This window comes from Arthrobacter sp. 2762 (assembly GCF_040548745.1).
Taxonomy (GTDB): Bacteria; Actinomycetota; Actinomycetes; order Actinomycetales; family Micrococcaceae; genus Arthrobacter.
Map to the genome: position 1 here is coordinate 196692 of NZ_JBEPSI010000006.1, position 24258 is coordinate 220949.

Annotated in this window: 26 protein-coding genes and 1 pseudogene; 9 read left to right on the plus strand and 18 right to left on the minus strand. The window is 61.8% G+C overall.

Annotation, left to right across the window (positions count from 1 at the left end; genetic code table 11):
* Positions 1–42: 42 nt before the first annotated feature.
* From ABIE18_RS13245 to ABIE18_RS13270, 6 genes are all read right to left on the minus strand, one after another.
* A complete protein-coding gene (locus ABIE18_RS13245; RefSeq protein WP_499723228.1) occupies positions 43–873 on the minus strand; it encodes a hypothetical protein in 831 nt (276 codons plus the stop codon).
* Between the two features lie 73 nt (positions 874–946).
* Positions 947–1129, minus strand: coding sequence for a hypothetical protein (locus ABIE18_RS13250; protein WP_416418409.1), 183 nt, complete (start codon positions 1127–1129; stop codon positions 947–949).
* A 60-nt stretch (positions 1130–1189) separates the two neighbouring features.
* Positions 1190–2164, minus strand: a complete 975-nt coding sequence (locus tag ABIE18_RS13255) for an acyl-CoA thioesterase (RefSeq protein WP_499723229.1) — start codon at positions 2162–2164, stop codon at positions 1190–1192.
* Between the two features lie 78 nt (positions 2165–2242).
* The gene (locus tag ABIE18_RS13260) at positions 2243–2803 is read right to left on the minus strand and encodes a hypothetical protein (RefSeq protein WP_499723230.1); all 561 of its coding nucleotides are present in this window, start codon (positions 2801–2803) and stop codon (positions 2243–2245) included.
* 8 nt (positions 2804–2811) lie between these two features.
* Positions 2812–3156, minus strand: a complete 345-nt coding sequence (locus tag ABIE18_RS13265; protein WP_499723231.1) for a PEP-utilizing enzyme — start codon at positions 3154–3156, stop codon at positions 2812–2814.
* A gap of 2 nt (positions 3157–3158) precedes the next feature.
* The gene (locus ABIE18_RS13270) at positions 3159–3575 is read right to left on the minus strand and encodes a hypothetical protein (protein ID WP_499723232.1); all 417 of its coding nucleotides are present in this window, start codon (positions 3573–3575) and stop codon (positions 3159–3161) included.
* 145 nt (positions 3576–3720) lie between these two features.
* On the opposite strand from ABIE18_RS13270, the gene aztD reads away from it, so the two are divergent.
* The gene (gene aztD, locus ABIE18_RS13275) at positions 3721–5034 is read left to right on the plus strand and encodes a zinc metallochaperone AztD (RefSeq protein ID WP_499723233.1); all 1314 of its coding nucleotides are present in this window, start codon (positions 3721–3723) and stop codon (positions 5032–5034) included.
* A gap of 150 nt (positions 5035–5184) precedes the next feature.
* On the opposite strand, the gene ABIE18_RS13280 is transcribed toward aztD, so the two are convergent.
* Both ABIE18_RS13280 and ABIE18_RS13285 read right to left on the minus strand, forming a co-directional pair.
* Positions 5185–5619, minus strand: coding sequence for a DoxX family protein (locus ABIE18_RS13280; RefSeq protein ID WP_499723234.1), 435 nt, complete (start codon positions 5617–5619; stop codon positions 5185–5187).
* 40 nt (positions 5620–5659) lie between these two features.
* Positions 5660–6244 carry an antibiotic biosynthesis monooxygenase gene (locus ABIE18_RS13285; RefSeq protein ID WP_499723235.1) on the minus strand — a complete coding sequence of 195 codons (585 nt, stop codon included), beginning with the start codon at positions 6242–6244 and terminating at the stop codon, positions 5660–5662.
* Between the two features lie 42 nt (positions 6245–6286).
* Between ABIE18_RS13285 and ABIE18_RS13290 the strand changes: the two genes are divergently transcribed.
* From ABIE18_RS13290 to ABIE18_RS13300, 3 genes are all read left to right on the plus strand, one after another.
* Positions 6287–7627 carry an MATE family efflux transporter gene (locus ABIE18_RS13290; protein WP_499723236.1) on the plus strand — a complete coding sequence of 447 codons (1341 nt, stop codon included), beginning with the start codon at positions 6287–6289 and terminating at the stop codon, positions 7625–7627.
* Positions 7628–7636: 9 nt separating this feature from the next.
* Positions 7637–8209: a DUF308 domain-containing protein gene (locus ABIE18_RS13295; protein WP_499723237.1), complete on the plus strand. Its 573-nt coding sequence runs from the start codon at positions 7637–7639 to the stop codon at positions 8207–8209.
* A 74-nt stretch (positions 8210–8283) separates the two neighbouring features.
* Positions 8284–8637: a hypothetical protein gene (locus tag ABIE18_RS13300; RefSeq protein WP_499723238.1), complete on the plus strand. Its 354-nt coding sequence runs from the start codon at positions 8284–8286 to the stop codon at positions 8635–8637.
* Between the two features lie 100 nt (positions 8638–8737).
* On the opposite strand, the gene ABIE18_RS13305 is transcribed toward ABIE18_RS13300, so the two are convergent.
* On the minus strand, positions 8738–9286 hold the full coding sequence (locus ABIE18_RS13305; RefSeq protein WP_499723239.1) for a CGNR zinc finger domain-containing protein: 549 nt from the start codon (positions 9284–9286) through the stop codon (positions 8738–8740).
* A gap of 71 nt (positions 9287–9357) precedes the next feature.
* On the opposite strand from ABIE18_RS13305, the gene ABIE18_RS13310 reads away from it, so the two are divergent.
* On the plus strand, positions 9358–10404 hold the full coding sequence (locus tag ABIE18_RS13310) for an EamA family transporter (protein WP_499723240.1): 1047 nt from the start codon (positions 9358–9360) through the stop codon (positions 10402–10404).
* Positions 10405–10535: 131 nt separating this feature from the next.
* On the opposite strand, the gene ABIE18_RS13315 is transcribed toward ABIE18_RS13310, so the two are convergent.
* Positions 10536–10799 (minus strand): WXG100 family type VII secretion target, encoded by a 264-nt coding sequence (locus ABIE18_RS13315; RefSeq protein ID WP_011776688.1) that lies wholly within the window; start codon positions 10797–10799, stop codon positions 10536–10538.
* A 158-nt stretch (positions 10800–10957) separates the two neighbouring features.
* Between ABIE18_RS13315 and ABIE18_RS13320 the strand changes: the two genes are divergently transcribed.
* Positions 10958–11230, plus strand: a complete 273-nt coding sequence (locus ABIE18_RS13320; RefSeq protein ID WP_216924537.1) for a DUF2277 domain-containing protein — start codon at positions 10958–10960, stop codon at positions 11228–11230.
* A gap of 77 nt (positions 11231–11307) precedes the next feature.
* Here the strand turns inward: ABIE18_RS13320 and ABIE18_RS13325 are convergent, their stop codons facing one another.
* The 6 genes and pseudogenes from ABIE18_RS13325 to ABIE18_RS13350 all read right to left on the minus strand — a co-directional run bounded on the left by ABIE18_RS13325 (position 11308) and on the right by ABIE18_RS13350 (position 19377).
* A complete protein-coding gene (locus ABIE18_RS13325) occupies positions 11308–13296 on the minus strand; it encodes a copper-translocating P-type ATPase (protein WP_499723241.1) in 1989 nt (662 codons plus the stop codon).
* 173 nt (positions 13297–13469) lie between these two features.
* Positions 13470–15974, minus strand: a pseudogene (locus tag ABIE18_RS13330) (heavy metal translocating P-type ATPase); the annotation flags it as partial.
* A gap of 8 nt (positions 15975–15982) precedes the next feature.
* Entirely contained in the window at positions 15983–16216 is a 234-nt protein-coding gene (locus tag ABIE18_RS13335; protein ID WP_224092768.1) for a heavy-metal-associated domain-containing protein, read from the minus strand.
* A 49-nt stretch (positions 16217–16265) separates the two neighbouring features.
* On the minus strand, positions 16266–16607 hold the full coding sequence (locus ABIE18_RS13340) for a metal-sensitive transcriptional regulator (RefSeq protein WP_499723334.1): 342 nt from the start codon (positions 16605–16607) through the stop codon (positions 16266–16268).
* Positions 16608–16706: 99 nt separating this feature from the next.
* On the minus strand, positions 16707–17525 hold the full coding sequence (locus ABIE18_RS13345) for an alpha/beta fold hydrolase (protein WP_499723242.1): 819 nt from the start codon (positions 17523–17525) through the stop codon (positions 16707–16709).
* Positions 17526–17577: 52 nt separating this feature from the next.
* Entirely contained in the window at positions 17578–19377 is a 1800-nt protein-coding gene (locus tag ABIE18_RS13350) for an FG-GAP-like repeat-containing protein (protein WP_499723243.1), read from the minus strand.
* Positions 19378–19717: 340 nt separating this feature from the next.
* On the opposite strand from ABIE18_RS13350, the gene ABIE18_RS13355 reads away from it, so the two are divergent.
* Both ABIE18_RS13355 and ABIE18_RS13360 read left to right on the plus strand, forming a co-directional pair.
* Positions 19718–20062 (plus strand): rhodanese-like domain-containing protein, encoded by a 345-nt coding sequence (locus ABIE18_RS13355; RefSeq protein ID WP_499723335.1) that lies wholly within the window; start codon positions 19718–19720, stop codon positions 20060–20062.
* 24 nt (positions 20063–20086) lie between these two features.
* Positions 20087–20752, plus strand: a complete 666-nt coding sequence (locus ABIE18_RS13360; RefSeq protein ID WP_499723244.1) for an alpha/beta fold hydrolase — start codon at positions 20087–20089, stop codon at positions 20750–20752.
* An 18-nt stretch (positions 20753–20770) separates the two neighbouring features.
* On the opposite strand, the gene ABIE18_RS13365 is transcribed toward ABIE18_RS13360, so the two are convergent.
* Complete coding sequence (locus ABIE18_RS13365; protein ID WP_499723245.1) at positions 20771–21208, minus strand: VOC family protein; 438 nt, start codon at positions 21206–21208, stop codon at positions 20771–20773.
* A 132-nt stretch (positions 21209–21340) separates the two neighbouring features.
* Here ABIE18_RS13365 and ABIE18_RS13370 point away from each other — a divergent pair, with 132 nt between their 5' ends.
* Positions 21341–21892 carry a GNAT family N-acetyltransferase gene (locus ABIE18_RS13370; protein ID WP_499723246.1) on the plus strand — a complete coding sequence of 184 codons (552 nt, stop codon included), beginning with the start codon at positions 21341–21343 and terminating at the stop codon, positions 21890–21892.
* Positions 21893–21934: 42 nt separating this feature from the next.
* On the opposite strand, the gene treS is transcribed toward ABIE18_RS13370, so the two are convergent.
* Positions 21935–24211, minus strand: a complete 2277-nt coding sequence (gene treS, locus ABIE18_RS13375; RefSeq protein WP_499723247.1) for a maltose alpha-D-glucosyltransferase — start codon at positions 24209–24211, stop codon at positions 21935–21937.
* Positions 24212–24258: the final 47 nt, after the last annotated feature.

Consider the following 24258-nt stretch of genomic DNA (forward strand, 5'->3'; position numbering starts at 1 on the left):
CGCCTCGTTAAGGCGATGTTCCAGCAGGACTTTTGCCGCCGTTCAGGGCCGGGGAAGCACCAGCAGGTACCCAGTGGGGAGCGCGCTGCTCCAGCGTCGCGGCTCCCGGACCACGAACTGAGTCGCCAACTGTTCAGGGGTCAGCAGGCTGTTGGGCGCAGGCGAAGGCCCCCACTGCCCACTGCCGTAGGGATAGAGCGGATCCTGCACACGAATTCCCGTGACGGAGAAGTCCGGGAACTGGGAGGGATCTCCGAGTGACTCGAATCCGCTCATCACCCAGGCGTGGCGGCCACTCCACATGACCAGGCCAACGGGGCGGCCCGTAGTGGCCATGGCTCGCGCTGCAGATCGCACTGCTTCCCCATAGCTGGGCACGCTGACGACTTCGTAGGGTCCCATTCCGACGGCGGTCAGAACCGCTGCCCAGCCGAAGGGGTTCGCGCCGTTGAAGGAGTCGGAGGACCGCATTCGCGCCATTTCCCACAGCTCGGACTGCTGGGCACGGCCAGCCCATGTGCCGCCGCCGGTATCGTCGATGAGGTTGTGTGCGATCTGGATGCTCGCTGCGACGCACCAATCAAAGGTGTACTGCGGTACGAAGTCGCCTTCTTGGTACAGGTTGAGGGAATACGCCTGAGGCGCCGCTACAGGCGTTGGAACTGGAGCAGGTGTCTGAATCGGAGTAGGGGCTGTTGTTTGAGTGGGCTCCTGAGCTGGACCGGCGACGCCGCCGGCCACTGGCTGGGCCGTGGAAGATGATGGCGGTTGATTCGGGGCGACCTCGTCTACGCCTATCGGGGACGAACAGGCCGAGAGAAGGGTGGCAACGGCAACGAACCAAGCCAAGAGACGGGCACGGGTACCGGTCATGATCCAGTTTAGCGCGGGGCTGGCTGACCCCTGAAGGTCGCCTTTCCGCCGATGGCCGGGGGGTTAGACCACGCTAAATGCGACGGAGCGTGGAGTAGGGGCGACTTGGGAGGGTCCCTGCCACCCATGGCTGAACTGATGGTTCCAGTGGAATCTGCCCGCGGCCGTCGCGGATCACCAACACCACCGCCCCTATCGCGGCGGCAAGGGAAGCCAGACCCAACAGGATGAGGACAACAGCAAAAGCCAGAGACATCTCCATGCACCTCTAGGCCTAATTTTACCGGTGTTCGTGCTTGAGGTGATGGGGTTTCAGCTAGTTGCCAGCAGCCTTGAGCAGGTGATCCGGCAATCGATTCCCCGGCGCCCGTCCCCGTATTTCCAGCAACTCGCGCGCGTGGGCATGCAACTTCCTGTCCTCTTCCGATACAGGAACCCACTCAGGAATGGGCACAGCCGTTCCCGTTTCATCCCGGGCCACCATCACGGTGAGGCAGTACGTGGTCAGATTCATCTCGCGGGTTTTCGGATCCCCGGAGCGGACGTGGACAGCGATGTGCATTCCCTTTGCGCCGGTGTAAACGAGGCGTGCTTCTACTTCCACCACGTGGCCGATCAACAACGGCCGATAGAAACGCACGCCGCCTGAGAAGACTGCGACGGTGTCCTTGCCGCAGTATCGCGAGGCGCAAACGTACGCGGCTTCGTCAATCCATTTCATAACGATGCCGCCGTGGACCTTGCCGCCCCAGTTCACATCAGTGGGGGCCGCCATAAACCGCAGGACGACGCGCTCGGCGGTCCCGGCGTCGGTATATTCCTGGGCGTTCATCGCATTGACGATCTGTTCACGCACTTCAATGCGCGCAAGCGCGTGATCCCTTTGCTCGATTTCTTCCGGGGTGGAGGGCTCGAATTGCGGCACGGGAATCGGTTTGCCGTCAGGTCCTACCGCCACGAATATCACCATGCACTGGCTGTGCATCGTCTCCGGTCCGCCCTTGGGGTCACGGGAACTGACCACTGTGTGGATGTGCATGGAGGATCGACCCGTGTACACGATGGTGGAAGTTACCTCCACCATGTCGCCACTGTTCACCGGATCCGTGAAGTGAATGTTGCCCACGTAGGCGGTGACGCAGTACGACTTCGCCCAGCCCACGGCTGCGGCATAGGCAGCTTTGTCCACCCACTCAAGGACTGTGCCGGCGTCGACCGATCCGCTGTGTCCAATGTCCATCGGAGCCGCAAGGAAGCGGAGGGTCACGGAGTTGCCGGCTGTCTCACTCATGCTGGAAGTTTACTGTCGGCATGTTTCTGTTACGTGAGTAAGTCTGACCCACTGTCCCAGTGGCTGGACGTCCGCTGCCTACCCGCGCTGGATTCCCAGGGTTGCGATGAGATCTTCATGCAGCTCGAACCACACGCGATGGAAGGAATCGCGGTCGGTTGCAGTGAACCAGGCCGTGTCCCTCCGGGCGTGCTCGAGGGCGTTCATCAGCCGCCGGGAGTAGCCCGCGAATCGTGGCAATAATCCCGCCAGACGTTCTTCCAACGGACTCCACGAAGCCAACGCCTCCTCCAAAATGCCGGAGGCAGCCGTGCCCGTTACCTGCTGCAGTTGGATGGCGCCGCAGGCACTGACGACGGTCAGATTAAGGTCCACAAACTCGTTGTGCACACCCATCACCACTGCGTCGGCGACTTCACGGTCCAGTTCAGCTGCGAGGAGGCGTTCATTCTCGACACGCCCCGCACTGGACAGGGACCATCCGCTGCTACCAGCAAAGGAAGTGTGGGAAACGAACCCGAGCACGCCGGCGTCGATGAGTTCGGATTCGACCAAGCTGTGATCCCGGGTGAATCGATCCGCCACTGCTTGGGTGTCGGCGAACCCGAGGAGCCGGACGGCGTGAAGTGTAAGCAACAAGTCGCCAGTCATTCGGCTGATTCCGCAACGGCGGCGCAGGCAACTGTTCCCAAAGATCCGTTGATCGTCAGAGAGGTTCCGTCCGCGAGCAACGTCATGGCGTCCCGGACACCTACGACGGCCGGTATCCCGAACTCACGGGCGATGATGGCGGCGTGGGACAACATTCCGCCAGTCTGAGTGACAACTGCCGCAGCCATTCCGAAAAGTGGCGTCCACGCGGGGTCGGTGGTGCGGCACACCAACACATCGCCAAACTGGAACCGACCGAAGTCATCGGGCCCATTGATGATTCGCGCGGCCCCACGGGCTGTCCCTGCACTCGCCGCGGTTCCGGTCAGTGTCAGAGCCATCGTCACCGCCCACCAGGGTTCGGTCGATCGGAAAGCCGATCCAGTCGTTGCTGTGCGGCCTGGGCGGAGCGCAGCCCGAGGCTCTCTGCAATCTGTGGCCACGTGAGGCCTTCTGCCCGCGCAAGGAACAGAAGCGCAGTTTCGACGGCGTCCATCTCACCACGAGCGGCGGCAACCAGCGCGAGGGCGGCACGTAGATCCGCAGCCTCAACGGGGGTGGGATTTGCGTGTGGGCCCTGACCGGCACCCCTGGACCGCCACAGCACGTGCTGGATCAGGTCCATGGCCGAAGGAGGTTGACCAGGGGCGAGCCATGGCCGATGACTGAGGTCCGAACCACCCCTGTCCATGAGTAACCGAACAGCCCTGGTTTGCCGCTCCGCTTCGTCAGCGTCCTGGGAGCCTCCGACGTTTTCCATGTGCTGCTCCTTGGTTGGTCGTTTCCAGCGCAAGCATCGGATATCAACACTATGTTGTCAACATGGTGTTGATGGCTGCTAGGCCGAGTCCGACACATTCGCCCTTGGAGTTGATACATAAATGAGAATCAATATCATTTAACTCATGCCTCATCATTCCACCCTTACTTCCCCTGCTCCAGCCGCCCCCAAACGCCGGTTCCCCGCAAAGCCGCTTGCCGCCGTCGGGCTTTCCGCCCTTCTACTTACCGCCTGCGGAGTCCCTGGGGGCTCAGCTGGCAACGCCGCAGGGCCCGCCGCTTCCAGCAGTGAGAAATCCAGTCCGAAAGAGGCGGGCGCCCCCACTCCGCGTCTGGTTTACACGCACGACACCGGTATTGGAGTCCTGGACGCCACCACCCTCGAGCCGGTGGGAGGGGCGGAATTGTCCGGTTTCAATCGGCTGAATCCCGCTGGCGACGGACGCCACGTGTTTGTATCCACGGGAGACTCGTTCCGTCTGTTCGACGCAGGTGCCTGGACTGAGCCGCACGGCGACCACAGCCATCACTACGTCGCCGAACCCAAGCTGACAGAGTTGGCGTTTGAAGCAGACAAGTCGGGTCACGTGGTTCTTCATGCTGGCAAGACGGTCCTGTTCAACGACGGATCAGGCAAGGTTGAGAGCTTCAAGTCGTCCTCGTTGGGCGCTTCGATCGAGGATGGTGCCCTGCCTGACACCGACGTGTACACGACGCCGGAACCGCATCACGGGGTGGCAGTCGAACTGGAAGACGGCAAGTTGCTGGTGACCCTCGGGAGCGAGGAAGGCCGCTCAGGAATCGCTGTCCTCTCCGCAGGCAAGGGCCAGGAGCGTCAGGAAACCGTGCGCAACGAGGACTGCCCGGGCGTCCACGGCGAGGCTGTTGCTGCCGGAGAAGCTGTGGTGGTCGGTTGCGAGAACGGCATGCTGATCTACAAGGATGGCGTGATTACCAAGGTCGCCAGCCCGGACGCCTATGGACGTCTGGGTAACCAGGCGGGTTCCGAGAAGTCGCCAGTGGTCCTGGGGGACTACAAGGTGGACAAGGCCGCTGAGTTGGAACGGCCAACCCGCATTTCGCTGGTCAACACTGAAACCGCAACCCTTCAGCTTGTGGATATTGGAACCAGTTACTCCTTCCGCTCGCTCGGCCGCGGACCTGCCGGTGAAGCGCTGGTGCTCGGAACTGATGGTTCCGTGCGTGTCATCGACCCGGTTTCAGGCTCTGTGACCTCGACTATCCCGGTAGTCGCAGCCTGGGAAGAGTCCACCACCTGGCAGGACCCGCGTCCCACGCTGTTTGTCCAGGGCTCGACGGCGTTCGTCACCGAACCCGCGACCAGCAGAATTCACGCGGTGGACTTGAAGACGGGCAAAGTGAAGAAATCGGCTGAGCTGGAGCATGTCCCGAATGAGCTGACCGGGGTAGAAGGCTAAACGCTCGCTCACTTCCCGCGGCCTTTCCGCCGATCTTCTCTCACGTCCAGCGGCTTAAAGCCGGATGTTCTCTCACTTTCCTGACGAAAGTGAGAGAACATCCGGCTCAGGGGGCTGTTATGTGAGAGAACGTCTGGGGTTAGCGGGCGCTTACGCGAGGACGCGGAGCTTGGATCCCTGCCGGCCGAAGAGCGCGTTGTCAGCGGAGAGCTTGCCTGCACCAGCGAGGGCGAGGGCCAGGGCGGCGCCGGCGAAGAGCAGGACCAACTCGTATCCGCCGTTGGCGACGAAGACGCCGGCCGGTGCGTGAACCAGGAACAGTGCGCCCAGCATGTCGACGGCCAGGAGGGCTGCGAAGACCCTGGTCAGGAGTCCGATGATGAGCGCGATGCCTCCCACGAGTTCAAGGGTTGCAACCACCGGGGCTACTGCGGAAGCGCCGGGGACGCCCATCTGCGCGAAGGAGGCCTGCGTTCCCGCAATGGTGAATTCGTTGAACTTCTGCCAACCGTGCGCGGCGAAGAGAAAACCTGCAATAACGCGCAGGACGGTCAGGGCTGTGGTGCTCAGGCTGGACTTGTTCATAGCTTCAACCTTTCCCGAGATAAGTTGAAGAGTCAACTAATTAAGAAGTTCCGTGACTTTTCCCACGTGGCATTGCTCGTAGCCACGGTTGCAGAAGGCGCGTCGTGATCGGCAAGAAGATGTACGTCATCAACGGCGTCAGGATGACGATGTTGAGGAGCACCTGGAACACCAGCGGCCAACTCTGCGTCAAAGGGTGCAGCAGGAAATTGGCCAACAGACTGAGGGGGAAGAAAGGCAGGAAGATGCTGATAGCTTGCTTCCAACGAGGCGGCACAACGGTTTCGGGGACGACCACAGAGGCGTCACCGGGCTGTGAAAACCAACCCTCGATTCCTGTGCGCCGTTCAACGCGAGTGGTCTCCATCATTTCCCGGGCGCTATCAATCCACCAGCGCCGCTCCTCGGACTGCTCCCATCCGTGCAGCGTTTCAGCATCAGCAAAGCGGTAGAGCATGTGCCATTCGTTCGATCCAGCACCATTCCGTACCCAACCCGACCCCAGATATCCGGGCCACTCGCGGGCGAGTTCCTGGCCGGCGTGTGCCCAGGCGTTTGCTTGCCGGGTGTACCCCGGAAGGATGGTGCGGGCAACGGAAACTGTAACGGGATGCTTGTGTGACACGGCCCCAAATTTACCCGCCCTCAACCGGACTAGGCTTGTTTAGTGCCTCAAACCACAACCATCACCACTCGTTCCAATGCCCGCGAGATTCTGCGCCTGGCAGTACCCGCGTTCGGCGCGCTCATAGCCGAGCCGCTGTTCCTGCTGGCCGACTCCGCCATCGTTGGCCACCTTGGCGTCGATCAGCTCGCCGGTGTTGGTCTGGCATCCACGATCATGCATACCGCTGTGGGACTTATGGTCTTCCTGGCATATTCGACGACGCCGGCAGTCGCCCGCGCGATCGGCGACGGAAAGTTGGCGAAAGCCTTGGCAGCGGGGCGCGACGGCGTGTGGCTGGCTTTGGTGCTGGGCATTTCGCTTGCTGTGGTTGGCTTTGTCGCTGCGGAACCCCTCGTGGGCCTGATGGGCGCCACCGGCGATGTGCGTGGGTTCGCGGTCGATTACCTGCGCTGGTCGATGCCCGGCCTTGCAGCAATGCTCCTGATCTTCGCAGGCACCGGCGTGCTCCGCGGTCTTCAGGACACCCGGACTCCTCTGGTGGTTGCCACTGCAGGTTTTGCACTGAACATCGCGCTGAACTGGTTCCTCGTGTACGGCGTGCATCTCTCCGTTACCGGTTCGGCGATCGGCACCAGCATTGCCCAATGGGCCATGGCCGCCGTGTATCTGGTGATGGTCGGGCGAAATGCACGCCAACACGACGTGTCCTTCAAGCCCGACTGGCATGGCATCCGGGCCATGACCAAGGTGGGTTCGTGGCTGATGCTCCGCACGCTCAGTCTCCGCCTCGCCATCCTCGCTACGGTCCTCGTGGTCACAGCCCAGGGTGCGGTGAACCTCGCCGCGCACCAGCTGGCGATGACTATTTTCTCCTTCCTCGCCTTCGCTTTGGACGCCCTCGCCATCGCCGCGCAGGCCCTGATCGGCAAGGAACTGGGGGCGAGAAATGCTGGCCGCGTCCGGGAACTCACGCGGACCATGATCCGATGGGGTCTCGGCTTTGGCGTAGTCACCGGCCTCTTGCTGGCCTTGGTCGCTCCCTGGGCCGGCTACCTCTTCACCTCTGATGCCGGTGTCCGGGAAGCTCTGACCCTGGCGCTCTGGGTCCTCGCCGTCGGTCAGCCATTGGCGGGCTACGTTTTTGTCCTTGACGGAGTTCTCATCGGTGCTGGCGACGCGCGCTATCTGGCGATTGCCGGCGTCGTAAATCTTGCGGTCTATGTGCCGCTGCTGGCGGCCGTCCACGTCATCAGGCCCGACGGCGCGGCGGGGCTGGTGTGGTTGTGGGTCGTCTTTGCGCTGGGCTACATGCTGGCCCGCGGGGTCACTTTGGGGTTGCGTGCGCGGACCGATAAATGGATGGTGCTGGGTTCGCACTAAACTGGACGCGTGACTCTCCCAGCGAATTCTGCCCAGACACCGTCTGCCTCCGTGGCCGAGCTCTGGAAACCCGTGCTGATCCGCGCTGCGGTTGCACTGGTGTTTGGCCTGGTCACGATCTTCTGGGGATCGCCTTCTGTGCAGGTCCTCGCGTGGGCTATCGGCCTGTATCTGCTGGGGACAGCGGGCGCTTTGTGGATGTCCCGCGTTCTGCCTTCGGCCGTTCCGGGGGTCGTCGCAGTAGGGGGCGTAGCGGCTTTGGTCACTCAGTCCGATGGCGGCGTCGCACTTTCCGCTGCCGCAGCGCTGCTTGTGCTTGGCGTCTTTGAACTGGTTCACGGCCTGCGGAATCGCGACTCGTTGACCCGTGACTGGCTTGTTTCCGGCGTTATCGCTGTGGGTACTGCTGTGGCGTTGCCGTTCTTCATCTCGCTTGGTGCGCACGCCCTTTTGGGCGTCGCTGGTGGCGGTGCGATCCTTTCCGGAGTGTTGTGGATGCTCTCCGGACTCACCCTCCGGCATGACGCTCAGTCGGGGACCCAGGCCACTGCGCCGGGTGCTTCCCCCGAGGCCGTAAACTAGTAGCTGGACGTTCTACTCGCTGTAGAACTTTTGCAACCGGCGGGGAGCCGAACAGGCCCGCCATCATTGGAGGAATGATCGTGGCAGACCAGACACCAAGAGAGCCGCGCAAGATGCGGACCTCGGTCAAGGGACCCCTCATGTTCTCCGCGTTCTTCGCAGTACTGGCATTTGTTGCGGTGCTGATCTTTGCCTCGGGCGGCAGCGCACGCGCTCCCCGGTTCGACCTCGCCTTCACCGGCGCCGGTATCGCGTTCATCGTGAGCCTCGTGGTGGCTGCGATGCTTTCCATGAGCCACAAGGAGAACGCCGAGCACCTGGGTAAGGGCTCGGGTGTCAACCTCAGTTCGAAGCGTCCCGGGCATGGTGGTCCCGCCGCTCCCGGTTCCGTTACAGACGAGCCGGAAACGCCCGACGCCGGCCACTAACCTTTCAGCGCTTCCTCACTTCGGTGGGGAGGCGCTTTTTTCTGGATCTCCTGCCAAAGCCAGCGTTTACGGCGAGGAACGTCTGCGCTGTGAAGGGTTCTTATTCGCCCTCAGCAGCTTTCCTTGCCCGATATGCCGCGACGTGTGCACGGTTGGCGCAGTTGCCTGTGTCGCAATAGAGCTTGGAGCGGTTCCGGCTGAGGTCAAGGACCACGGCGTCGCAATCGTCGGCGGCGCACACACGCATGCGATCCATTTCCTGGCTGCGGATCACGTCAATGATTGCCATGGCAGCTTCTGTGCCCATGCGGTCGGCCAAGGGTGCCTCGGGTGTAGTGGCGTGGAGATGCCAGTCCCAGTGGTCGTGCTTGACGAGTTGCGGGAGTGCCTGCGCGTCTATGAGCAGTTTGTTCACGGTCTTTGCGGCGGTGTCCTCATCGGCGGCCCAGAGTGATGCCAGCTCGCTGCGCAGCCGCTTGACGCTGCGCAATTCTGCTTCATCGTGGGTCCTCGAACCCGAGAATTCTTCGGCCTCCAAAAAGGCGTCGAGGTCCTCTACTGATGTCAGCGAATCCTCGCCGTTGGCTGATGTGTTGACGAGATTAACGACGGTGCGTAGTGCAATCTCGGTGTCAGGCGCAAAATGCACTTTGACTCCTTACATGTTTCGGGAGTACTGTCATGACCATAAGCCCACTTTACTCCTGACAGGAGGCTGCTGTGTCAGCTACAAAGACGAAGGCTGATGCAAAAGGTTTCCTGGCCTCGGGACTCGGCATCGCTCTGTTTTCTTCCGCGGTTTTCGGAACCTCCGGCTCGTTCGCCAAATCCATGCTGGAAACCGGCTGGTCACCCGGGGCGGCTGTTGCCGTGCGACTCACCGGTGCCGCGCTGATTCTGGCGATTCCCGGCGTCGTAGTTCTTCGCGGCCGCTGGCACCAACTCAAGGACAACTGGCTGACCATCCTGCTGTTCGGGCTCATCGGAGTGGCCGGCTGCCAGCTGTTCTACTTCAATGCGGTGGCCCGCCTGTCCGTGGGTGTCGCACTGCTGCTCGAATACCTTGCTCCGGTCATGATCGTGCTGTGGCTGTGGATCGCCAGCCGTCGCCGCCCACGGGCCCTTACCGCAGCTGGCGCATTGCTTTCGCTGGGCGGGCTGGTCCTTGTCCTGGACCTGACCGGCGCTGTGAAGGTGGACTTCATCGGTGTTCTTTGGGGCATGGCTGCCGCCGTGTGCCTGGTGATCTACTTCTTCATCACAGCCAAGGAAAACGACTCCCTTCCTCCACTGGTGCTCGCCTCGGGTGGGCTTCTGGTTGGCGCGCTGGTCATGTGGCTGGCGGGTGCCCTGGGGTTGATTCCCATGACTTTCAGTACCGCTGATACCACCCTTGGCCCATGGACAATACCTTGGTGGGTGTCGGCTGTGGGACTTGTTATTCTCGCGACCGTGCTCGCCTACGTCTCCGGGATCATGGCGGCGCGCAGCCTGGGGTCCAAAGTGGCGTCATTCGTTTCCCTGACAGAGGTGCTGTTCGCCGTAATCTGGGCGTGGCTGCTGTTGGGCGAACTGCCGGGTCCCATCCAGTTGGTGGGCGGACTTCTGATTGTGGGCGGTGTGGTCCTGGTCCGCGTGGACGAATTGCGAGGTGACCGTAAGGCCGCCCGGACCGCTGAGGAGGCTGCCCGGGCCCGCGTCCTGGATCACGCGAACGACGTCGAACCTGTCCCTTCCGGGCCTGTCGTCAAGGTCCCGCGGGACTAAGGGGCGGCGGCTCCCGGGTTTGTTCGCAGCACTCGCCGTACAACGGCAGGGGAGGCGAACAACTGCAAATTTCGATCGCAGACAAGCGAAAACCCCGAACGCCTTTGGCGTCCGGGGTTTTCCCAACTGTCTTAGTTGGAAGCCTGCTGCTGCTGCTCAGCGTTCTTCTGAGCGCGGTCGCCGGCTTCGCGAAGGGCGTCGGCAACCTTCTTCAGGTTGGAAGCGTGCTGGCTGTCCCACTCGCCGCGGAACTTGTCAGCGTCCGGGCCCTTCCAGTCGGTGCCGTCAAGGGCACCCTTCAGCTGTGAACGCTGCTGCTCGATGTTCTCGGCACCGGCCTTCAGCTTGTTACCGAGCTGACGAAGCTGATCAACATCTGCACCCCAAATAGCCATGAGATTCTCCTTCATTTGTTCGGACCCGAGCTCTTCGGCATCCCCAGCGGCCTCCGGCTCATCCGGAAGATCCAATAGCTAAAACCTATCGTGGGATTCCAAAAAGCGTCGATGGGCACCCCTCCCCATGCAGCACTGCCCATAGTTAGCATGGGGTTATGTGCCGGAATATCAGGACTCTTCATAACTTTGAACCCCACGCTACGTCGGCAGAAGTGGAGGCCGCCGCGCTGCAATACGTTCGCAAGATCAGCGGGTCCACCAAGCCTTCCAAGGCCAACGAGGAGGCTTTCGCTGAGGCCGTCCACGAGATCGCCCACATCACTCAGCATTTACTGGATTCGCTGGTGAGTCACGCCCCGGCGAAGAACCGTGATGAGGAAGCCGCCAAGGCAAAGGCCCGGGCTGCTGTCCGCTTCGGGACGGCATAGGGCCAACCCTGCAACCTGAATAGCAGCACATGACGTTCCGGGAGTCCGGAACGTCATGTGCTGCTACGTAGTTGGTCCTACTTCCCGAACGATCGCAGCCGCAGGGAGTTCGCCACAACAAGTACGGAGCTCGCTGCCATCGCTGCGCCCGCGATCATCGGGTTCAGCAGTCCAAGAGCTGCCACCGGGATACCAATAGCGTTGTAGAAGAAGGCCCAGAACAGATTGGTCTTGATGGTGGATAGCGTCTTGCGGGAGAGCTCAATTGCCTGAACGAGCTGACCCAGATCGCTGCCCATCACCGTAAGATCCGAGGCTTCGATCGCGACATCCGTGCCCGATCCCATCGCAATGCCAAGATCGGACTGCGCCAACGCTGCGGCGTCGTTCACACCGTCGCCGGCCATGGCCACAGTTGCGCCGGAAGCCTGAAGCTTCCGCACCGCGTCGACCTTGCCTTCGGGCAAGACCCCAGCGAAAACGTCGTCAGGTGAAATCCCGACGGCGGCAGCTACTTGGGCGGCCACGGCAGCGTTATCACCCGTCAGGAGCATCGGACGGATACCCAGGTCCTTCAGCCGCTGGATCGCAGCAGCCGAGCCGGGCTTGATGGTATCGCTCAAGCTGACGATTCCCGCAGCTTGACCGTCCACGGCCACCCAAATTGCAGTTGCACCGCTGTTCTCCTGGGCTGCGAGTTCGTCCCGCTGGCTGGAATCGAGGGCAATGCCGTTCTTCTCAAGCCAGCCCGAGCGCCCAACGACAACAGTTTTTGCGGTGCCGTCCAACGCCACGGTTCCCCGGACTCCGCCGCCAGGAGCGGAACTGAAGCCATCCACACCGGGGAGAGTACCGGCGTCGGGCATTGCTTCCTTGGCTGCTGCCGCAATCGCATGGGCGATGGGGTGCTCCGATGCCGACTCAACCGCACCGGCAAGCGTCAGAACTGCGGCCGGTGAGTGGCCGTTGAGGGCGACCGTATGATCCACGGCCAGCTTTCCGCTGGTCACGGTGCCGGTCTTGTCCAACAGGATGGTGTCCACGTGGCGGGTGTCCTCGAGCACCTGCGGGCCCTTGATCAGGATGCCCAACTGGGCGCCACGGCCCGTTCCGGTCAGCAGGCCAACAGGAGTTGCAAGGCCCAAAGCGCAAGGGCAAGCGATCACGAGGACAGCAACCGCAGCCGTAAACGCCGCGTTGAGGTCGCCGGAGAAGAACAGCCACAACAGGAACGTCACCAGCGCAAGCACCAGCACAATCGGCACGAACACCGCGCTGATCCTGTCCGCCAGACGTGCGATCGGCGCTTTTCCGGTCTGCGCCTGGCTGACCAAACGGCCCATCTGCGCAAGGGTGGTGTCGGACCCAACCCGTGTAGCCCGTACCAACAGGCGGCCAGAGGTGTTGATGGTGGCGCCTGTCACCTGACTGCCCGGACCGACTTCGACCGGAACTGATTCGCCGGTGACGAGAGAGGCGTCGACGGCGGACGCGCCGTCAATGACCACACCATCCGTCGCGATCTTCTCACCAGGGCGGACCACAATAACGTCATCTACCAGGAGTTCTTCTGCAGGTATTTTTTGCTCCCGGCCGTCCACCAAAATGGTGGCATCCTTGGCGCCAAGATTCAGTAGGGCCTTCAAAGCGTCGCCGGCCTTGGCCTTCGCATTTGCTTCCAAGTACCGGCCCAAAAGCAGGAACGTGGTGACAACCGCGGCGACCTCGAAATACAGCCCACCACCGGACATGCTTTCCATGCCGGGATGCTCAGTCATCCGGGGATCCGCGAACAACTGCCACGCGGAGTAAAGGTAGGCCGCGATCACCCCGATGGAAACGAGCGTGTCCATAGTGGAAGCGAAATGCCGGGCGTTGACAGCAGCGGCCCTATGGAAGGGCCATGCAGCCCAGCTAACCACTGGCAGCGCCAGTGCACCCACAATCCAGCCCCAATTTGTGAACTGCAGGGCAGGCACCATCGAGATTGCGAAGACGGGCACGGTCAGTACGGCTGCCGTGATCAGGCGTGGGCGGAGTGTTGACGCGGCTGGGCCGTGCGACATGTGGTTTGCGTGCTCGGCGTGATTCTCGTGATCGGCGTGGTCGGCGGGTGCGGAACCGCCGGCGCCGTGCTCTGCATGCTCGCTCGTGCCTCGCTTGGACGCATGCTGCCGCACGCCTCCGGCGGTTCCGCCGTGGGCGTGCCCGCTCCCGCCAGGCACAACCAACGTTGTATGGATCGCAGCCGCAGGGAGTTCGCCACAACAAGTACGGAGCTCGCTGCCATCGCTGCGCCCGCGATCATCGGGTTCAGCAGTCCAAGAGCTGCCACCGGGATACCAATAGCGTTGTAGAAGAAGGCCCAGAACAGATTGGTCTTGATGGTGGATAGCGTCTTGCGGGAGAGCTCAATTGCCTGAACGAGCTGACCCAGATCGCTGCCCATCACCGTAAGATCCGAGGCTTCGATCGCGACATCCGTGCCCGATCCCATCGCAATGCCAAGATCGGACTGCGCCAACGCTGCGGCGTCGTTCACACCGTCGCCGGCCATGGCCACAGTTGCGCCGGAAGCCTGAAGCTTCCGCACCGCGTCGACCTTGCCTTCGGGCAAGACCCCAGCGAAAACGTCGTCAGGTGAAATCCCGACGGCGGCAGCTACTTGGGCGGCCACGGCAGCGTTATCACCCGTCAGGAGCATCGGACGGATACCCAGGTCCTTCAGCCGCTGGATCGCAGCAGCCGAGCCGGGCTTGATGGTATCGCTCAAGCTGACGATTCCCGCAGCTTGACCGTCCACGGCCACCCAAATTGCAGTTGCACCGCTGTTCTCCTGGGCTGCGAGTTCGTCCCGCTGGCTGGAATCGAGGGCAATGCCGTTCTTCTCAAGCCAGCCCGAGCGCCCAACGACAACAGTTTTTGCGGTGCCGTCCAACGCCACGGTTCCCCGGACTCCGCCGCCAGGAGCGGAACTGAAGCCATCCACACCGGGGAGAGTACCGGCGTCGGGCATTGCTTCCTTGGCTGCTGCCGCAATCGCATGGGCGATGGGGTGCTCCGATGCCGACTCAACCGCACCGGCAAGCGTCAGAACTGCGGCCGGTGAGTGGCCGTTGAGGGCGACCGTATGATCCACGGCCAGCTTTCCGCTGGTCACGGTGCCGGTCTTGTCCAACAGGATGGTGTCCACGTGGCGGGTGTCCTCGAGCACCTGCGGGCCCTTGATCAGGATGCCCAACTGGGCGCCACGGCCCGTTCCGGTCAGCAGGCCAACAGGAGTTGCAAGGCCCAAAGCGCAAGGGCAAGCGATCACGAGGACAGCAACCGCAGCCGTAAACGCCGCGTTGAGGTCGCCGGAGAAGAACAGCCACAACAGGAACGTCACCAGCGCAAGCACCAGCACAATCGGCACGAACACCGCGCTGATCCTGTCCGCCAGACGTGCGATCGGCGCTTTTCCGGTCTGCGCCTGGCTGACCAAACGGCCCATCTGCGCAAGGGTGGTGTCGGACCCAACCCGTGTAGCCCGTACCAACAGGCGGCCAGAGGTGTTGATGGTGGCGCCTGTCACCTGACTGCCCGGACCGACTTCGACCGGAACTGATTCGCCGGTGACGAGAGAGGCGTCGACGGCGGACGCGCCGTCAATGACCACACCATCCGTCGCGATCTTCTCACCAGGGCGGACCACAATAACGTCATCTACCAGGAGTTCTTCTGCAGGTATTTTTTGCTCCCGGCCGTCCACCAAAATGGTGGCATCCTTGGCGCCAAGATTCAGTAGGGCCTTCAAAGCGTCGCCGGCCTTGGCCTTCGCATTTGCTTCCAAGTACCGGCCCAAAAGCAGGAACGTGGTGACAACCGCGGCGACCTCGAAATACAGCCCACCACCGGACATGCTTTCCATGCCGGGATGCTCAGTCATCCGGGGATCCGCGAACAACTGCCACGCGGAGTAAAGGTAGGCCGCGATCACCCCGATGGAAACGAGCGTGTCCATAGTGGAAGCGAAATGCCGGGCGTTGACAGCAGCGGCCCTATGGAAGGGCCATGCAGCCCAGCTAACCACTGGCAGCGCCAGTGCACCCACAATCCAGCCCCAATTTGTGAACTGCAGGGCAGGCACCATCGAGATTGCGAAGACGGGCACGGTCAGTACGGCTGCCGTGATCAGGCGTGGGCGGAGTGTTGACGCGGCTGGGCCGTGCGACATGTGGTTTGCGTGCTCGGCGTGATTCTCGTGATCGGCGTGGTCGGCGGGTGCGGAACCGCCGGCGCCGTGCTCTGCATGCTCGCTCGTGCCTCGCTTGGACGCATGCTGCCGCACGCCTCCGGCGGTTCCGCCGTGGGCGTGCCCGCTCCCGCCAGGCACAACCAACGTTGTATGGTCCGGCGCCATCGCGCCGTGATGGGTGGACGTATTTTGATGGCCCTCATGGGCAGAGTGGTTCTGGTGGTCCTGGGTGTCACTGTGCCCGGGGCGGGTGTGCGGGGCTGGGGGTTGGCGGACTTTGGCTTTGTAGCCTGTGGCGTTGACGGTATCGACGATTTGCTGGTCCGTTACTGTAGCCGGGACCGTCACGTGGGCCGATTCCAAGGGGAGATTGACGCTGGCTTCAACGCCTTCAAGCTTGCCGAGCTTCCGCTCAACCCGATTGACGCACGAGGCGCAGGTCATGCCCTCTATGTCCAGTTCGATGACCCGGGTTTCGGGCTGATTGAAGGTCTCCTGGCTACTCAAGAGGACTCCTAGGCTTCGTTGGCTACCACCAAGTAGCCGGCTTCTGCAACGGCCTCGCCTATTTCTGACGGCGAGAGCTGGCTGGTGGATGTGATGGTTACGGTGGACAGCCCGCCGGGGTTGAGGTCCACGGAGACGTCCTCCACGCCGTTAAGTGCTTCGAGTTCCTCGCTCACGCTTGAAACACAGTGGCCGCAGGTCATGCCGGAAACGTTGACGTTTGTCTGGATGGTCTGGCTCATGATGCGCTCCTTGGTGGTGAGTTGAATGGTGTGATGTGTGTTGGCGGAATTACCGCAGCAGGCGCCCGATGGCATCGGTGGCCTCCTTTACTTTGGCGTCGATCTGTTCGGCGCGGGCTTCCGGATTGGGCTCGGAGGCGGCGCCAACCACACAGTGGCCGATGTGCTCCTCGACGAGCCCAAGGCTGACGGCGTGCAGGGCCTTGGTGGCAGCAGCTACTTGCGTGAGGATGTCGATGCAGTACTTGTCCTCTTCCACCATGCGCGCGATGCCGCGGACCTGCCCCTCAATGCGTTTCAGGCGGCGTAGGTATGCATCCTTGTTGCTGGTGTAACCGTGCGGCGCGGCGTGCTCGAGATCGACTTCGATGGTCGGGAGGTCCGCGCTCATGTGGTTGAAGCTCAGGTCTGCATTGCTCATGCTTCGAATGTATACCCCTCGGGGGTATAAGATCAAGTACCCCCTGGGGGTATCTTCTCGATTGCGAAGCTATATCCAGGAACTGGGTGTGGCAGCCACTCTGTCCACAAAGTCCAGAACGGCCGGATGTGCTGGGTTGATCAGATGGCCTCCCGGCACCAGCACGGACTCTGTAAAGGGCAGCGCACCGGACAGCCGCGCGGTGATAAGCCGGAGGACATGCGGAGAGTCTTCGGCGGACAGGATGAGGGTTTGCCGCCGAATGCCTGCAAGGTCGTCCTCATTCAACTCCAGAGGGGAATCACTGAGGTCGAGTCCCCGGCCACGAATCTCCGCCAGGACTGCCGGGCTGGTTTGGGCGAGTATTTCCTGGATGTCGCCCGGTAAGGCATCCCAAAACTCAACGCCCAAGGCTTCCACCATCAGAACCTCCGCCGCGCCGAGGGGGCGGTCGCGCGAGGCCTCCAGCACCCGCTGCCGCAGCCCGCGGGCCCAAGTGCCGGCGTCGGGATCTATTGTGAACAAAGCCGGCTCCAGCAGGACGAGCGCTTTCACCTTGTCCGGGAAACGCCGCGCCAACTCCAGGGCTATGAGCCCGCCGGTGCCGCGGCCGATGACCACGGCGGGTCCTGCGTGAAGCGCGGCAAGGAGGGCCGCGGCGTCGTCGACGTGCTGGATAAGGTCCAAGGTGGCCGGAGGCGGGGCGAGCGCGCTGCGGTGGAAACCGCGGCGGTCGAAAATGATGCACCGCCCGTGACTGCCCAGCTCCACAGCGGCTTCGGCCCACAGAGCTGCCGAACTGGGCGTACCGTGTATGCCCAGAATCGGCACGCCCTCGCCGTGTTCCCCGTAGTAAAGCCCGACGCCGTTGACACTCACCTTCGGCATGTTTCCAGCCTAGGGCTGCCCGTGCCCGCCGTGAAGAACGTCAGCTTGTTGCTCAGAAAATGGCGGTCATGCTGTTCCAGCCCTGCCCAATTCGTACAGTGGGCAGCCACGCCCCGCCGCTCGCACTGGGATACAGGAAGAGTGCGCCGCTGCTGTCGCGGGCCACAATGTCCGGACGGCCGTCGCCGCTGAAGTCTCCTGGGGCGACGATCGCGGTCATCGAGTTCCATCCCTGTCCTACCTGCTTGCGGTTCCCCCACCAGCCTCCGGTCCCATCGCCGCTATAGAGCCACAGGAGCCCGGAGCCGTCGCGGGCAAGGACATCGGGCGTACCGTTGCTATCGAAATCTCCAGGGCCAACGATTGCCGTCAGGGCGTTCCATCCCGCTCCCAGATTGGTTCGAGGAAGCCAATCCCCGCGGCCGTCACCCGGGTACAGCCAGAGGACTCCCGACGCGTCCCGCGCCAAAATGTCCGCTGTGCCGTCCCCGTTGAAGTCGCCCGGTGTCACGATGGCGGATATGGTGTTCCAGCCTGAGCCGACGTGTACACGGGGCAACCAGCCGCCCGACCCGTTTCCGGGATACATCCACAAATGGCCAGCGCCGTCGCGGGCCAGGACGTCCGGTTTCTTGTCGCCGCTGAAATCGCCAGGACTTACGACGGCGGTCGTGGAGTTCCAAGCCGAACCCACCTGTGTACGGGGTTGCCAACCAGCCGCGCCGTTTCCGGGGTAGAGCCACAGCAAACCTGAAGTGTCCTGGGCGAGGAGGTCCGTTTTCCGATCTCCACTAAAGTCGTTCTTCAGCTGGGACGGAATGTTCCCGTCAATGACAGCCACGGTTCCGGACCATTTGGCGACGTAGATTCTGTTAGTGGTCTCGTTGACCCCAATGGCGGTTCCGGACTTCATAAATAGCGTGGTCAAGGCAAAGGTTGTGCCATCGACGACTGCGATGCCGAGGTAGCTCCCACCGAGGTACACCTTGTTGGTCTTGCCGTTGACCGCGATTTTCCCTGGCGTTTCCCCTGTCCTGATATCAATGGGACCGCCACCTTCACCGCCGAAAATGGACAGGACCCCAGTCCGTGATGACAGCGTGCCGTCCCCGAGCAATGTGCGCCCCAGGTAGATCCTGTTGTTCGTCTCATCGACAGTAAGTCCAGCCGGGCTTGAGTTCAGATCCGAGTAGATCGCCTGCACTTGGTTGGAGGCCCCGTCCAGGACTTCGAGTTCCATGTAATTGCGGACACGCGAAGCAATGTAGACCTTGTTGGTGACCTGATTGACAGCCAAGTTGGTCGGCCAAGCAACGCTGGAGCCCATGTCGATCTGAGTCACGCTGTTAGTGGCGCCATTAATGACTTTCACGCCGTTGGCCAAGACATAAACGCGGTTCGTGGTCTGGTTGATCGCTACTTGGGTTACCCAACCAGTGTTGATGGTTGTGCTGGCGTTTGTTTTTCCATCGATCACAGACAGGCCCGCTCGGTTACCGACGTAGATCTTGTTCGTGGTTTGGTTGACGGCGATGGCATATGGATCGGGACCAACGGAGACTTGGGTCGCGGTGTGCGTACTTCCATCAATTACTGCAACTGTTCCGCTCGCTTCGCCGCCCTTGTTGCTCACATAGATCTTGTTCGTGGCGATATTGAGGGCCAGGTCCGCCGGGACCCCACCTGTCTTCACCTTGGCGGTGGCTTGCGTGCTCCCATTGACGATGGTTAGTCCGTCGTTCGTCGTGACGTACACGGTGTTGGTGACAGGGTTGACGACAACGTCGCTGGCGCCCTCGCCCACGTTAATGTTGTTCACCACGACGTCGGCCCGCACCGTAGTGCCCGGCATCGCGCAAAGTAGCAGGGATAGCGAGGCGGCAGCCGAAAGCACAGCTGCCCATCGGCGTCGTGGTTTCTCCGAAGTGCGATGAAAAGGCAGACCTGAATTACCGGCAACAGTTCCCACTGGAATCCCCCCAAAATGCCACAGACTTCCCCGCGTCGTGGGCTGGAGTCTACCCCGGGGGCGCCGGAAAAGGGAGGCTCAGCGTAGTGTTTGCTTTGGCGGAATGAGAATCTCCGCTGAATCCGATTTTCTCAACGGAGGACACGTGAAAACGCCACCGGCCGCCACAAAACTCGATCCTGCCGCCTATTTTCGCGCCAAGTTGCAGTGTGAGATCGACGTCATGGAAGTGGCAGACTCGGAGCCGGGTTCCCTGGTTGTGGTGGACACGCGCCGGCAGTCCTCATGGAATCACGGGCATATTCCCGGCGCGGTACATATTCCGACTGCGCATGTTCCGGCGTTGGCTGGTGGTTTGATTCCGTCCGGCTCGAAAGTGGTGGTCTACTCGTGGGGTCCGGGTTGCAACGGCAGCACCTTCGCGGCGCTGGCATTCGCCGAACTGGGATATTCCGTGAAGGAAATGATAGGCGGAATCGAGTACTGGGTCCGGAATGGCCTACCACTTGAGAGCGCTTCCGGAGTCAGCTCGCAGAAGCCCGATCCGCTGGTAACAGCTCACGCGTGATGTCCCTGGAAATTGGGTGAAATCGTGGCCGTTTTCGTACTGATTCATGGTGGCGGTTCCACGGCATGGGACTGGCATCTGGTCAGGTCCCTGCTTGAGGCCTCGGGGCACGGCGCCGTCGCGGTTGACTTACCGATCGAAGACGACGCTGCAGGGCTTGAGGATTACACCCATGCGGTGACTGCAGCGGTGGGCGATGCTCAGCACACCATCGTGGTGGGCCACTCGCTGGGAGGCTTTACGGCACCCTTGGTTTGCGACGAGCTCCACTCGGAAGGTCTTGTGTATTTGGCAGGAATGATCCCACTGCCGGGCGAGACGTTCGGCGACTGGTGGATCAACACTGGCCACGACAGGGAGACTATAGACCCCGACCCCCAGGAAGCCTTCTTCAACGACGTCCCTGAAGATCTGGCGGATCAGGCCCGCGACAGGGAGCGCGATCAGCAAGGTGCATGGATGGCCGGGCCTTGGCCTGGTCGGCATCCGGCGGTCCCCACCATCGCAATAGTGTGCCGTGAGGACCGGTTCTTTCCTGCTTCATTCATGAGACGCCAAGTACATCAGCGGCTTGGAATCGAACCGGTGGAAATCCCAGGTGGTCACTACGCAGCCTTGAGCCATCCAGAAGCTGTGGCTGCGGTATTGAACGATTTTGCCCAAGAGATCGCCCGAACGTCGCGCCACTGATGTGACGATGCTCGGGCGTCAGGCTTTCTTCAGTTCCTCGGCGAGCATGACAAGAATTCCGCTGGGGCCGCGGAGGTATGTGAGTTTGTAGACGTCGCCATAAGTCGCCACGCCGCGAAGCGGATGGAATCCGTGCTTTGCAGCTACGTCAAGGGCTTTATCGATATCGTCAACCGAAAAGGCCACGCGGTGCATGCCAATATCGTTGGGGCGAGTGGGGTTCGACTCGATCGCTTCCGGGTGGATGTATTCGAAGAGTTCAAGGCGACCCTGACCATCCGGAGTTTGCAGCATGGCGATCTTGGCATGGTTTCCATCAAGTCCTACGGCAATGTCCGCCCATTCGCCGCTGATCGTGTCACGGCCGATGACCGTAAGACCAAGATCGGTGAAAAAGGCGATTGCTTCTTCGATGTCGCGAACAGCGATACCCACATTCTCAAGTTTGATGGCCATCGTTGAAAGCTACCAAGGCGCAGCGGTTAGCTCCAGTCACTTTGAAAGAGTTGCGCTGTTCGCGGTGGCAGCAGTTGCTGGGAAGATCATTGATTTGTCGGGACTTTGAACACCGCGGATATAGTCGTGCACATGTTCAAACTTGTTGCACCGGATGCCTCCTATTACCAGTCGTTTGCAGAGTCGCACCGTGAGTGGGATGGGGTCCATCAGGACGGTGCGGGGTTGTTGGCGGACGATGACATCACCAGCCAGGAAGGCTTCGCGGCTTGGGTTCGGCGGCTGGCGGAGGCTGAACAAGCCGCTGAGAAGGTCGGCATTGTTCCCTGCACCTATCGCTGGATCACCGAGGGATCTCGGTATGTGGGGGCAATTGCGTTCCGCCACTACCTCACTCCTGCGCTCCTGCACTCGGGAGGCCATATCGGATATGGTGTTCGGCCGTCCGATCGCGGGCGCGGTGCGGCAGCCTGGTCTCTGCAGGAAGTTTGCGCCCATTTGGCTGCAGAGGGAGAACCTGATCGTGTTCTTTTGACCTGCGATGATGCGAATGCAGCGTCCGCCAAGACCATTGAGCGTTGTGGCGGCCAGCTCGAGGATCTGAGGCAGGCTGAGGACGGACGGTATTTTCGGCGCTACTGGATTGACGTTACGGCCCAGCCACGGCTAATCAACCAGCCATAGACCCCGACGTCGGCACTCACCCGAGTGCCGACGTCGGGCCTTCTATTCGGTCTCCGTTTCCTTCAGAACCAGCGCGGTCCCCTGGAACGCCCGCAGTTCGAGGAAGAAGCTGCCAAGATCATCCACTTGCCCCACGTTTTCGCGGCTGAAGAGATCGTGGACGCTGGCGCCGGGGACAAGATGCGAGGACTGGATGCTGCCTGCGATGTCCTGGTCGGAGAAGTTCAGGACGGTGACCTCAAGCTCGCCGCTGCCGAGTTGATTGACCAGGACGAGCAGCCCGCGGTTGGAAACGTCAGGCACGTCCAGCAAAGTGCTCGTTGCGATCCCTGATTCTTCCCTTACTTTCAGGATCTGCTGGAGGCGCCGGGCGTAGGAGGCTGAATCCTTGAGCTGTTCAGGCAGCGGACCGTAAAGACTGGTAGCGCGGGGCATCCCGGCCAACGACGTCTTGGCATCGGGGCTCGTCCCCATGAGGTCGTGCGCCCCGCGGTTGATCCAGCGGGTGTCCCCCTGCGATGTGAGCTCACGTACCGTGGCGCGGTCCAAGGCTGTGATGCCCGTAAGGTCCCAGCCGGAAAGGGCGAAGACCCCGGGCTGCAGCGCGTTGTACATGGAGAGGAGCACGTGGGCGTCCAGGACCTGGGACTCTTGTTCCTTGGTGATGGCAGCGGGATCCTTGACGCCCAGCGCCGCCATGAGGAAGCTGACCGTGGTGCAGGCGATGCCGTTGGTGGTGAAGACCGCGTTGTAGGGCCCGTTCTCACCGGTGAGGCGTTCCCGCAGGGTGCTCTGGACCTTCTCGGCAACCTCGGCGCCTGTCAGTTCTTCGCCTCCAAGCTCGAAGATGTCTTCCCTGTGTCCAGCGGCAAAGTGGAGCAGTTCGTAGGTCAGTTCGTCGTGGTTCTGCAGCGCATGCACCAGGGAGGCCTGGTCCACGCCGATCTCCATGGCCAACCGAAGGGTCAGCCGCAGGAACTCGGTATCACCGGTGACCAGCGCATAGTGGTAGGCGGGCCTGGTGATGAAGTCGTAGGAAAGATCCGGGCCCGACTCGGACTGCGCCTTGATGTCATCAATGGTGAGGTTGAGTTCCTGGAAAGAGAACCCGCCCACTTTACGGATCATGGAGCCAATGAGCTGGTTCGCTGCCTCGGACAGGGGGTGGCCTTCCGACCAGCCCGGCTGTTCCTCCGCGCTCTTCTCCACGCCGAGGAAGCCGTTGGCATCCAGCCGCAGGGCACCGGTGCCCAGATCCAGGAGGGAGTGCAACGCATCGCCCACCACCAAGCGCATCCCGGCGAACGTAGGGTCCAGCCAGTTAATGGATGGCTGCCCGGCCTTGAAGTAGTGAAGATACACCCAGCGGCGGGTTTTGCCGGTGGTATCCACGATCGGCCTGGTGGCGCTCCAGTTGGTCTCCTTGACCCCGGGTTCGTAGAAGATCACCCGTTGGAGCCTGCCGATGATGTACCCGGCTTTTTGCAGGGCCTGCTCGGCGTCGGGACTGATATTCACTGAATCTTCGCCCTCGGGAACATCGGGCAGCAGGTGCCAGTCTTCCTCGGGGATATCCACCATGTGATAGATGCCCGGGTAGTCCCGGAAGTTCATCTCGGCGAGACGGAAGTCGGCGCCTTTGCCTGTATGCCCGGGCACGATGTCGTCGATGACCGTCCCGTCATGATCTGCGGCGACTTCGCACATCCGGCGGAATTCTTCCTCCGTGCCGAACGCCGGATCGATCGCCATGCTGATGCGGTCAAAATGGCCATCCACGCTGGGCGTCTGGGACCAACCGCTGATGCCTCCGGCGAGCTTTACGGGGCCAGTGTGGAGTCCGCGGATGCCGATCTCCCGGAACGCCTTCCAGAGGCCCGGTTCTCCCAGCGCGGACAGGAATGACTGACCCTCGCGGGTGATAAAGGAGAGAGGGTAAGCCGTGAACCACACAGGTGCACGCTCCACTGCCGCCCGCGGGTTTGGCCGGGCGTAGGCGTTCTGCCACATGCTCGCCTGGCCCGAGAGCTGCCGGGCCATGGTGTTGGCATCGCCGAGCATCGACTGGTTGCGAAGCCAGTCCACATACGTCGGATTGCGCCCATCGAATTCCAAGGAGGGCCTGGCTGCGAAGAATTGCCGGCGTCGGGCGATCGGCCGGAGGGCTTTCGGGCGGGCGGGATAGAACTGTTCGTCAAACGTGATCTCTGGTGACTCTGTGGCGGTTTCCTCGGGTTGCGTTTCCTGCGGATCCTCCGGTGTTTCCTCTGGATTCCCGTTGGTTTCTGACAGGCTCTCGCTGACTACAGGCTCCCGCACAGCTTTCTCCTTTACGTGGTCGCCGCGTCAACGCCGACCGTCCGAGG

Coding starts and splice junctions, on each gene's coding strand:
- ABIE18_RS13245 (WP_499723228.1), bottom strand. CDS start 873: ATGACCGGTACCCGTGCCCGTCTCTTGGCTTGGTTCGTTGCCGTTGCC.
- ABIE18_RS13250 (WP_416418409.1), bottom strand. CDS start 1,129: ATGTCTCTGGCTTTTGCTGTTGTCCTCATCCTGTTGGGTCTGGCTTCC.
- ABIE18_RS13255 (WP_499723229.1), bottom strand. CDS start 2,164: ATGAGTGAGACAGCCGGCAACTCCGTGACCCTCCGCTTCCTTGCGGCT.
- ABIE18_RS13265 (WP_499723231.1), bottom strand. CDS start 3,156: ATGGCTCTGACACTGACCGGAACCGCGGCGAGTGCAGGGACAGCCCGT.
- ABIE18_RS13270 (WP_499723232.1), bottom strand. CDS start 3,575: ATGGAAAACGTCGGAGGCTCCCAGGACGCTGACGAAGCGGAGCGGCAA.
- aztD (WP_499723233.1), top strand. CDS start 3,721: ATGCCTCATCATTCCACCCTTACTTCCCCTGCTCCAGCCGCCCCCAAA.
- ABIE18_RS13280 (WP_499723234.1), bottom strand. CDS start 5,619: ATGAACAAGTCCAGCCTGAGCACCACAGCCCTGACCGTCCTGCGCGTT.
- ABIE18_RS13300 (WP_499723238.1), top strand. CDS start 8,284: ATGATCGTGGCAGACCAGACACCAAGAGAGCCGCGCAAGATGCGGACC.
- ABIE18_RS13315 (WP_011776688.1), bottom strand. CDS start 10,799: ATGGCTATTTGGGGTGCAGATGTTGATCAGCTTCGTCAGCTCGGTAAC.
- ABIE18_RS13320 (WP_216924537.1), top strand. CDS start 10,958: ATGTGCCGGAATATCAGGACTCTTCATAACTTTGAACCCCACGCTACG.
- ABIE18_RS13325 (WP_499723241.1), bottom strand. CDS start 13,296: ATGTCGCACGGCCCAGCCGCGTCAACACTCCGCCCACGCCTGATCACG.
- ABIE18_RS13335 (WP_224092768.1), bottom strand. CDS start 16,216: ATGAGCCAGACCATCCAGACAAACGTCAACGTTTCCGGCATGACCTGC.
- ABIE18_RS13340 (WP_499723334.1), bottom strand. CDS start 16,607: ATGAGCGCGGACCTCCCGACCATCGAAGTCGATCTCGAGCACGCCGCG.
- ABIE18_RS13345 (WP_499723242.1), bottom strand. CDS start 17,525: ATGCCGAAGGTGAGTGTCAACGGCGTCGGGCTTTACTACGGGGAACAC.
- ABIE18_RS13350 (WP_499723243.1), bottom strand. CDS start 19,377: ATGCCGGGCACTACGGTGCGGGCCGACGTCGTGGTGAACAACATTAAC.
- ABIE18_RS13355 (WP_499723335.1), top strand. CDS start 19,718: ATGGAAGTGGCAGACTCGGAGCCGGGTTCCCTGGTTGTGGTGGACACG.
- ABIE18_RS13365 (WP_499723245.1), bottom strand. CDS start 21,208: ATGGCCATCAAACTTGAGAATGTGGGTATCGCTGTTCGCGACATCGAA.
- ABIE18_RS13370 (WP_499723246.1), top strand. CDS start 21,341: ATGTTCAAACTTGTTGCACCGGATGCCTCCTATTACCAGTCGTTTGCA.